Here is a 9,081-nt window from a genome sequence, read left to right on the forward strand (position 1 = left end):
TTTGATAGACACGCAAACTTAAAGTACAAGTATGGAAATCGACATTTTTGGTGTAGAGGATATTTTGTAGATACAGTAGGCAGATATGAAACGGCAATAAAAGAATACATCAAAAATCAGCTGGAAGATGATATTATGAATGATCAAATAAGTTTAAAGGAATTTACAGACCCGTTCACGGGTGAGCCGGTGAAATAAGGCATAAAAAGTGCCCCCGAGTAGGGGGCAGCCAGAGTTAAAAGTGTGGTTGCCAGACTATTCAATGCCCCCTTTAGGGGGCTACCACAAGAGATAGACCCTTATAGGGTCTGATCAAACCACCCGTTCAACGGGTGGTTTTGATTGCATCAGTGTTTTTCTTCAAAATCGGATTTGCCTACACCGCAAAGAGGGCATACCCAGTCTGCCGGCAGTTTATCCCAAGGAGTTCCAGCGGGAACGCCATGTTCGGGATCGCCTTTGGCTTCGTCGTAGATATATCCACAGATGGTACATTCATATTTTTTCATACTGCAACGCTCCTTTTTTTTATGATTTGCAGTTATTCTATACCAAAAGATGCTTTATTTCAAGATATCTTTTAAGAAACTTTCTGCTTCAAAATGAGCGCCCAGACCCAGATAATCAGAGATGGTCTGACCGATGTCCGCAAAGGATTTGCGCACGCCCAGATCTACGCCTTCTTTTACATGTTTGCCGTATACCAGCAGAGGGGTGTATTCTCTGGAATGGTCTGTGCTGGGGGTAGTAGGGTCACAGCCGTGGTCTGCGGTGATGAACAGGATGTCGTCATCGTGCATCGCGTCCATGATTTCAGGCAGTTTGCTGTCGAAGTATTCCAGCGCTTTTGCGTAGCCTTCCACGTCATTTCTGTGACCATAGATCATGTCTGTATCTACCAGATTTGTGAACAGGATGCCTTCGAATTCTTCTTTGGTATACAGAATGGTTTTTTCGATACCGTCATTGTTGTTTGTGGTATGGTCTGTCCGGGTCATGCCGCGGTGTTCGAAGATGTCTTCGATTTTACCGATGGCTGTTACGTTCATGCCTTTTTCCTTCGCCAGATCCAGAATGGTCACGCCAGTAGGTTCCAGAGAGAAGTCCTTACGGTTTTTGGTACGGGTGTAGTTGCCGCTGGTACCGATGAAGGGACGAGCAATGACACGAGCAACGCCGTATTTGCCTGTCAGCAGTTTTCTGGCTGTTTCGCAGATTTCATAGAGTTTGTCTACGGGAATCACGTCTTCATGAGCTGCAATCTGGAATACGCTGTCAGCGGAAGTATAAACGATGGGATAGCCTGTTTTTACGTGTTCATCCCCCAGATCCTGAATGATGACTGTGCCGGAAGCGGCATAGTTGCCCAGTGTTTTTCTGCCGATGGCTTCTTCAAATTTGTCCATGATTTCTTTAGGGAAACCTGTTTCTGTAAAAGTGGGGAAGGGTTCTTTTGTCAGAACGCCGGCGATTTCCCAGTGACCTGTGGTGGTGTCTTTCCCGATGGATTTTTCGCCCAGTTTACAGTATGCGCCTTTGGGTGCGTCCACTTTGCCCAGCAGGTGGATGTCTTCCCCTTGAATGTTGCCCAGACCCAGCGCTGCCATGTTGGGCAGGGAAGTTTCAGGTCTTGCTTTTTTGATATTTACCAAGGTATTGCTGCCTACATCGCCGAAATCGGCTGCGTCAGGCAGTTCGCCAATCCCTACACTGTCCAATACAATAATAATTGCTCTTTTCAAATCAATCGCTTCCTTTCTCTATATAAATGTTTGCTTTATGCCGAAATGATGTTCAAAACCAACGGCGGCAGAGGTGCTTTTTCTGCCGAGATGGTCAGTGCGGACTGGAAAATTTCCGCCGCCGATGCACAGGCTTTGTCTTTGGCGCTGTAAATGACTGCCAGCACTTCTCCTGCTTCCACATAATCGCCAAGACGTTTTTTTGTAATGATGCCTGCGCCGAAATCCAGAGGCTGTTCCTTGAAAGCCCGTCCTGCACCAGTTTCCTGAGATGCCCGCCCGATTTTTGCCGTATCCATGTGGGTGAGATAACCGCTTTTTTCTGCCCTGACTTCCAGAGAACAAGGGGAAAGGGGCAGTAAGTCAGGCTGCTCGATGATGGCAGAATTTCCGCCTTGCTGTATGAGCAGTTCACGGAATTTGGCAATGCCTGCGCCGTTGTCAATTTGCTGCTGCAACAATGCTTTGCCTTCGGCTTCTGTCTGGACACGACCTGCCAAAAGGAGCATATGTGCGCCAAGCAGCAGGGAAACTTCCAGCAAGTCGCCTTTTACATTGCCTTTGAGGACTTCCATGGCTTCCATAACTTCCAGAGAATTGCCGATATACATGCCAAGAGGCTGATCCATGCCGCTGATGATGGCAGTGACCTTTCTGCCTACATGTTGTCCCATTTCTACCATAATATGTGCCAATGCTTCGGCGTCTTTCTGTGTTTTCATGAAAGCGCCGCTGCCGCATTTTACGTCCAGAACGATGCCGTTCGCGCCGGCGGCGATTTTCTTGGACATGATACTGGCGGCAATGAGAGGAATGCTGTCTACAGTACCTGTTACATCCCGCAGAGCATAAAGTTTTTTGTCCGCAGGGGTCAGGTTGTCCGTCTGGCTCATAAGTACCAGATGGCTGGTTTTGCCGTAGGTCAGCGCATCTTCTTCCGTTACGCCTACCTGAAAACCGGGAATGGATTCCAGTTTGTCAATGGTGCCGCCGGAGAAGCCCAGACCACGACCACTCATTTTTACCACAGGTACACCAAGAGAAGCTACCAGAGGTGCCAGAATCAGCGTTGTGGTGTCGCCTACACCGCCGGTGCTGTGTTTATCCACTTTGAAACCGGGCAGACTGCTCAAATCGAACAATGCGCCGGAGTGTGCCATTTCCATGGTCATCTGCGCCGTTTCTTCCGCATCCATGCCGTTGAGCAGAATTGCCATAAGCAGGGCAGAAATCTGATAATCCGGCAGGGAGCCGTCTGTGACGCCTTGAATAAAGAAAGAAATTTCTTCTTTCGTCAGCTTCTGTTTATCACGTTTTTTGATGATAATATCCTGAAAATCCATATAATCCCTCCTTTTGATGGGGGTGCTATTAAATGTTTGTATCATTGGAACCCCAAAAGAGGTTGCCAATATATCCTTATCATACCATAATACCAAGGAAAATACTATTCATTTATCATTGGGTTTTGGTTGTGGGAGAAGAAAAAAAGGTTTATAATAAAATTAATTTGAAAAGGAAAAGAGGGAGAAGATATGAAAAAAATCACAGCAATATATTTCAGCCCCTGCGGCACCACAAAAACAGCCGTTTGTTCTGTGGCTGGCGGATTGGGTGAGGTAGCAAAAGAAGTGGATCTGACACCTTTGTCTGCGGCAAGTACGGAAATTTCTCTGGGCACAGATGATGTTCTGGTTTGCGGCGTACCGTCCTTTGGCGGCAGAGTACCTCTGACAGCGTTTGAACGGATCAAAAACCTCCACGGCAATGGCACAGCGGCAGTAGCGGTTGTTACTTATGGCAACCGTGCTTTTGACGATACCTTTGCAGAATTGCAGGATGCTTTGGAAGCGCAGGGCTTTGTGGCAGTGGCAGGCGTTGCCGCTGTTACACAGCATTCCATTGTGAACCAGTTTGGAGCAGGCAGACCAAACGCAGAAGATCAGACACAGCTTCAGGCATTTGGCAAAGAAATTGCAGAAAAGCTGACAGGAGCCCCCAAACGTGCGGAACTGCCCGGTAACAGACCTTATCTGGAACGTCATGGCGGTGGTTTGGTGCCTATGGTATCCGATGCCTGCAAGGGCTGCGGCAAATGCGTGACACACTGTCCTGTGGGTGCCATTCCAAAAGATAATCCAAAAACAACAGATAAAGACCTTTGCGTATCCTGCATGGGATGCATCAGCGTATGTACCCAGAAGGCAAGAAGCCTGCCGGAAGCAGCCATTGGCATGCTGACAGAAAAACTGAGTAAAGTCTGCGCAGACAGAAAAGAAAACCAGCTCTTTTTCTGATATTTTGAGTAAAAAAAGAAAGCCGAACCTTCCTTATTAATAAGAAGTTTCGGCTTTTTGTTTTTGGATGAGATTATTTGTTTTCCTGCAGCAGATGTTTTTCAACGATTTCTGCGGCGTCTGCCATACATCCCTGGCAGCTTCTCAGTACAACACCAGTGCCCATACCTTTCAGTTCACTGCAAAGGGTGGACTGGTTTTTGTTCGCGAAAAGTTCGCTCATGGCTTTGAATGTGTCATAGCAGTCAACTTTTGTTTTGGGGTTTTCCAGATTTGCGTCGGAAACTTTCAGTCCAACCAGGTATGCCATGGCGGAAACAGCGCCACAGGTACCCATGACGCCCATGCCACGACCAAAACATTCTACGGCACGGAATGCTTCTTTTTCATCTACGCCAAACAGATCGCTGTAAGCGCAGGCAACAGCTTGTGCGCAGTTATAGCCTTTCTTGTGGTTTTCTTCTACACGTTTTTGTCTTTCTGTTAATTCTGTCAATTCAGTGATCTCCTTTCGTAATAGCATGAAAAAAGGATACCGCCTGATGGGGTATCCTCTTGGGTCGCTTTCAAATTATAAGCTGTTTACCAGTTTTGTCAGAGAGGATTTCTTTCTCGCTGCGGAATTTTTGTGGTAAATGCCTTTGATATAAGCTCTGTCGATTGCGGAAGTTGCGCCTTTCAGTGCAACAGCAGCAGCGTCTTTGTCACCAGCGTTTACAGCTACGATTACTTTCTTCATTGCTGTTTTAACCTGAGATTTGATCATTTTATTTCTCAATGTTTTTTTGTTGATAACTTTGATTCTTTTCTTTGCAGATTTGATATTAGCCAATTTGCTTTCCTCCTAAAAATTCTTTTTGTGGTTTTTCTTCGTCCGATATTTGGGGAATATCGCTTTTTCTTTACTACATATTAACCACTTTGAGGACGGTACTCCTCCGACACGGTTGGGCGTATTTTGTCATGCAAATAGCCCGTGGTTAATTCAACACCATATATTCTACCTGATGATTCCCCATAAGTCAATGAATATATTTCAAAACTGCGGAAAAAATAAGGGAAAATACAGGAAGATGGTGAAAATATGGAACAAAAAGACAAACAGACGGCGGAAAAGTTCACAGTACGGACAGATTTGGCAATTGAAGCCAGAGAAATAGCGCGGGAAGGGCGAGAAGAAGCGGGGGAACCGGATGGTGTGCAGGTGGAAACCAGTCATACGAAAGACTATGAACTGACCCGTGTCCATATTTTGACAGAACAAGGCAGCCAGACCATGGGCAAGCCTATGGGCAGTTATATTACATTGGAGGCGCAAAAGCTGAAGGAAAACGATCCGGAAAGTCACAGCAGCATTGTGGCAGTGCTTTCCAAGGAATTGCAGCATTTGGCGAAACTCAAAAAACAGGGGACGGCTCTGGTAGTTGGGCTGGGCAACTGGAATATCACACCTGATGCGTTAGGACCCAAAGTGGTTTCACGGATACTGGTGACACGGCACCTGCGGGACACCTTGCCAGAGGAAATGGCGCAGACAGTCCGTCCGGTGGCTGCGGTAAGTCCCGGTGTTATGGGCATCACAGGCATTGAAACTGGGGAAATCGTCAAAGGCATTGTGGAAAAAATGCATCCTGACCTGGTCATTGCCATTGACGCATTGGCAGCCAGAAAGACCAGCCGCATCAACGCCGCCATTCAGCTTTCCGATACGGGTCTGGCTCCCGGCGCAGGTGTGGGCAACAAGCGGAAAATGCTTAGTGAGGAAACATTAGGAGTGCCTGTCATTGCCATCGGTGTGCCTACAGTGGTGGATGCGGCAACATTGGTGAACGATACCATGGATCGGATGTTGACGGAAATGCGGAGCCAGACAGAGGAACATTCTCCTTTTTATCAGATGTTAATGGATATGGAATCGGAGGACAAATACGGTCTGATTACAGAGCTTTTGACTCCCGCAGCGGAAAACATGTTTGTGACACCAAAGGAAGTGGACGCTGTGGTAGACCGTCTGGCAGATATCATTGCAAAAGCGGTGAATATGGCTATGCAGCCCGGTTTAACAGAGGAAGACTGGTCACTTTTTGGCTGAAAAAAGTATCATATCATAAGAATGAGAATCCATGTGGATTTTCATTCTTATTTTTTGTGTGTCATCAAAAGAAAAAAGCGGTTTCTTTGGGAGAAATCAGACTGGTTTTTCTTAAGAAAGATGGAACAATTTCTTAATTTTTTCGTCATATCATTAAAATTGGTCAAAGAAAGCGGAATTCCGGGCTTTTCCAGAGGGTAAAGCATGGTCGGTTTCTTGCAAATAAACAAAATTTGTAGTATAATTTCTGGAATAGTATGAGTATGAAAAGAAGGAGAATCCCATGGAAGAAGCTGCAATCGTATTAATGTTAAAGGAAAAAGAAAGTGGTTTTTTAACAAAGGAGCTGGGCTGCTATACTGTAAGCGGTAAAGAAAGTCTGTTGGATCGCATCTACGCAGAAGAAACGGATGACGGTATTGTGGTGCATATGGCTCTGGGCTGCGAAAAAGAAGCGGAAGACTGGGAATATGACGCGATTTTTGACTACTATGACGCGGATGCGCTGCAGGATGTGGTGGATACCGTGGCGGAAGAAGAAGGACATTTGAATCCTGTCTGGGTTGTGACATTCCCTTTTGTGGATGAAGCGGAAGCCATGGAACAGCGTCTGTCTGCAATTTTGCAGGCGCATGACGCAGAACTGCAGTCTGTTTATGCAGCCATTGTAGACAAAAAGGATGATTATTGTGAGCAATAAAAAATTCAGATCTGTCTGCCTGCTGACGGGTATCTGTGCTTTTCTGGTAAGCGGCTGCAATTTTGGCAGTCAGGAAGAAACGCCGGAAGCAGACCCTCCTGTGCAGGATACACAACAGAATATAGAAACAGAAACGCCGGATGAGGAAGTGACCGCAGAGGAAAATATTCCCATTGGTGCGCCGGAAGAAAGTGAAGTTGGGATTATTGCTCCCAGCATACATACGGAAGACGAAAGCCCGAAAACACCCGTTTCCAGTTCATCCAAAAGAGAACCTGTGGCGGATACGAAGCCTTTCTGGCAGAGTGAAAACACCATGCAGCTCAATAACCTGAAGTCTGTGGCATCTGCGGGACAGAGTGCATACAACGATCTGGGTACAAAGCTGGGCTGGATCTGCAAAAACGGCAAACTTTACGCTTATTATACGGGACAAACAGTCACCACAGATACGCTGGTAAGCAATGGGTATCTGGAAAGTGGTTTGTCTGCTGATGACTATGAAATCCTGTTGGTAGACGGCAGGGACTTGGCGGAATATGAAGGGGCAGAAGTGCCTGCGGAAAGCATGAATCTTTGCGTCTTTGCCGCTTCCAAACAGTCTGACGGCACCTATTTGCTGGCATCTGCGGCAGGACGTGCAGGGCAGATTTCCTCTGTAAGTTACAACCGCCTGCTGGCAAGATATAACCAGAACCATGGAACCATGGGGCGTTTGTCCTCTGCTTCAGCGGAATATGGCAGGATTTTGAACTTTGTAGGGCTTTATGAAGGCAGTCTGGAAGACTATTTCGTTAGAGAAATCCGCAAAGATAATAAGTATGCTGTGGTTACATTCTCCAGCAAGAAAAATACAGCGGATGTGAAACAGCATGTACTGCGCAACGACAATAACTTCTGGGAAGTGGTTTATACCAACTTACAGAATGTATATTACCCTGTTACCAGCATCAACCGTGCCCTTCCGGACTTTAATCCGTCACTTTTGCCGGATTATAACATGGCTGTATGGAAGAGCTATATCGTCCGCAGGGATCAGTCCTTGGTTAATACCATGATTTCCAAGCGTCTGATTACCGACGAAAGCCAGATTTATTATCAGTGTGGTACCGATCAGTATTTCTATATGGTACTGACAAACGGTTCCCGTTATGTGGCTTATAAGATCGACGGTGTATGGCAGATTACCCATGTCAACAGCGACTACGAAGCCAATAACTTTATTTCTGCCAGAACCGGGCAGGATTATGGATTTATATTACTGGACGATTGACAGCCTCAGGCTGTGGCGGCGGTTTGTACCGAAGGTATGGACTGCCGTTTTTGTATCAGAAAGGAACGTGAGGAATTTGAAGAAAGCAAGTGGTGATACAGTCAAGACGAATGCCATGCGGCAGCTGGAAGTGGCAGGCATTTCCTACCGCACAGCGTCTTATGAATATGATGAAAGCAATCTGTCAGGGCTTCATGCGGCGGAACAGGTAGGAATTCCAGCAGAACAGGTATTCAAAACCCTTGTGACAAGAGGGGATAAAACGGGAATCCTCGTTTTTTGTATTCCTGTGGATATGGAATTGGATTTGAAAAAAGCGGCAGCTGTTTCCGGCAATAAAAAACTGGAAATGACCCATGTGAAGGAACTGCTGGGGCTGACAGGATATATCCGCGGCGGATGTTCCCCCATTGGCATGAAAAAGAAATATCCGACTTTTATTGATGAAACTGCCATTTTGTTTGATGAAATCGCAGTCAGCGCAGGCATGCGTGGGGAGCAGATTATACTGAATCCCGAAGACCTCATCCGTTTTGTGGAAGCAAAGGAAGCGGATGTGACAAAGGAAATGCAGGATTAATAGAGAAGCCCAACCTCTTTCGAGGCAACTTCATAAGAAAATAAAGAAAGCTGAAATCCTTACCAGAGGGTTTCAGCTTTCTGTTGGTGAATCCAATAAAAACCCCCGGCTATGCCGGGGGAATCAGTGAGCTTCAGCTTCAAGCAAAAACCTCCTATGCTATAATTATCTTGAGTCCGCCAAGACACAAGAAAGCATAGGAGGTTTTTATATGAATAGTTTAGCACATACGAGTTGGGAATGTAAATATCATATTGTATTTGCACCAAAGTATAGAAGACAGGTAATATATGGAAAAATGAAAGCTGAAATAGGGAAAATTCTTAGAGAATTATGCGAAAGAAAAGGGATAGAGATCATAGCAGCAGAATGTTGTCCGGATCATATACATATACTG

Annotated in this window: 12 protein-coding genes; 7 read left to right on the plus strand and 5 right to left on the minus strand. The window is 46.0% G+C overall.

Annotated features, from left to right (window positions below):
- A partial coding sequence (locus BUB35_RS16775) for a transposase (protein ID WP_200777626.1) occupies nucleotides 1-198 on the plus strand: 198 nt, incomplete at its 5' end.
- Nucleotides 199-347: 149 nt separating this feature from the next.
- Here BUB35_RS16775 and rd read toward each other — a convergent pair.
- The 3 genes from rd to BUB35_RS16790 are packed head-to-tail and all read right to left on the minus strand — an operon-like array spanning nucleotide 348 to nucleotide 3,085.
- On the minus strand, nucleotides 348-509 hold the full coding sequence (gene rd, locus BUB35_RS16780; RefSeq protein ID WP_072853648.1) for a rubredoxin: 162 nt from the start codon (nucleotides 507-509) through the stop codon (nucleotides 348-350).
- A gap of 54 nt (nucleotides 510-563) precedes the next feature.
- Nucleotides 564-1,742, minus strand: a complete 1,179-nt coding sequence (locus tag BUB35_RS16785; protein WP_072853651.1) for a phosphopentomutase — start codon at nucleotides 1,740-1,742, stop codon at nucleotides 564-566.
- Nucleotides 1,743-1,777: 35 nt separating this feature from the next.
- The gene (locus tag BUB35_RS16790; RefSeq protein ID WP_072853653.1) at nucleotides 1,778-3,085 is read right to left on the minus strand and encodes a thymidine phosphorylase; all 1,308 of its coding nucleotides are present in this window, start codon (nucleotides 3,083-3,085) and stop codon (nucleotides 1,778-1,780) included.
- A gap of 192 nt (nucleotides 3,086-3,277) precedes the next feature.
- Here BUB35_RS16790 and BUB35_RS16795 point away from each other — a divergent pair, with 192 nt between their 5' ends.
- Nucleotides 3,278-4,039, plus strand: a complete 762-nt coding sequence (locus BUB35_RS16795) for a 4Fe-4S binding protein (RefSeq protein WP_072853655.1) — start codon at nucleotides 3,278-3,280, stop codon at nucleotides 4,037-4,039.
- A gap of 73 nt (nucleotides 4,040-4,112) precedes the next feature.
- On the opposite strand, the gene BUB35_RS16800 is transcribed toward BUB35_RS16795, so the two are convergent.
- Both BUB35_RS16800 and rpsT read right to left on the minus strand, forming a co-directional pair.
- Complete coding sequence (locus tag BUB35_RS16800; RefSeq protein ID WP_242949281.1) at nucleotides 4,113-4,535, minus strand: C-GCAxxG-C-C family protein; 423 nt, start codon at nucleotides 4,533-4,535, stop codon at nucleotides 4,113-4,115.
- Nucleotides 4,536-4,610: 75 nt separating this feature from the next.
- Nucleotides 4,611-4,871, minus strand: a complete 261-nt coding sequence (rpsT, locus tag BUB35_RS16805; RefSeq protein ID WP_072853659.1) for a 30S ribosomal protein S20 — start codon at nucleotides 4,869-4,871, stop codon at nucleotides 4,611-4,613.
- Nucleotides 4,872-5,123: 252 nt separating this feature from the next.
- Here rpsT and gpr point away from each other — a divergent pair, with 252 nt between their 5' ends.
- From gpr to tnpA, 5 genes are all read left to right on the plus strand, one after another.
- Nucleotides 5,124-6,131 (plus strand): GPR endopeptidase, encoded by a 1,008-nt coding sequence (gene gpr, locus BUB35_RS16810; RefSeq protein WP_072853661.1) that lies wholly within the window; start codon nucleotides 5,124-5,126, stop codon nucleotides 6,129-6,131.
- Nucleotides 6,132-6,414: 283 nt separating this feature from the next.
- The gene (locus tag BUB35_RS16815; RefSeq protein WP_072853664.1) at nucleotides 6,415-6,831 is read left to right on the plus strand and encodes a DUF6762 family protein; all 417 of its coding nucleotides are present in this window, start codon (nucleotides 6,415-6,417) and stop codon (nucleotides 6,829-6,831) included.
- Nucleotides 6,821-8,104 carry a hypothetical protein gene (locus BUB35_RS16820; protein WP_072853666.1) on the plus strand — a complete coding sequence of 428 codons (1,284 nt, stop codon included), beginning with the start codon at nucleotides 6,821-6,823 and terminating at the stop codon, nucleotides 8,102-8,104. Before BUB35_RS16815 ends, BUB35_RS16820 begins: the two co-directional genes overlap by 11 nt.
- Nucleotides 8,105-8,219: 115 nt before the next feature.
- Nucleotides 8,220-8,684 carry a Cys-tRNA(Pro) deacylase gene (gene ybaK, locus BUB35_RS16825; RefSeq protein ID WP_072853668.1) on the plus strand — a complete coding sequence of 155 codons (465 nt, stop codon included), beginning with the start codon at nucleotides 8,220-8,222 and terminating at the stop codon, nucleotides 8,682-8,684.
- A gap of 211 nt (nucleotides 8,685-8,895) precedes the next feature.
- Nucleotides 8,896-9,081 (plus strand): IS200/IS605 family transposase (tnpA, locus tag BUB35_RS16830; RefSeq protein ID WP_143185485.1); only part of this gene is annotated, 186 nt, incomplete at its 3' end.

Source organism: Anaerotignum lactatifermentans DSM 14214, from assembly GCF_900142265.1.
Lineage (GTDB): Bacteria > Bacillota > Clostridia > Lachnospirales > Anaerotignaceae > Anaerotignum > Anaerotignum lactatifermentans.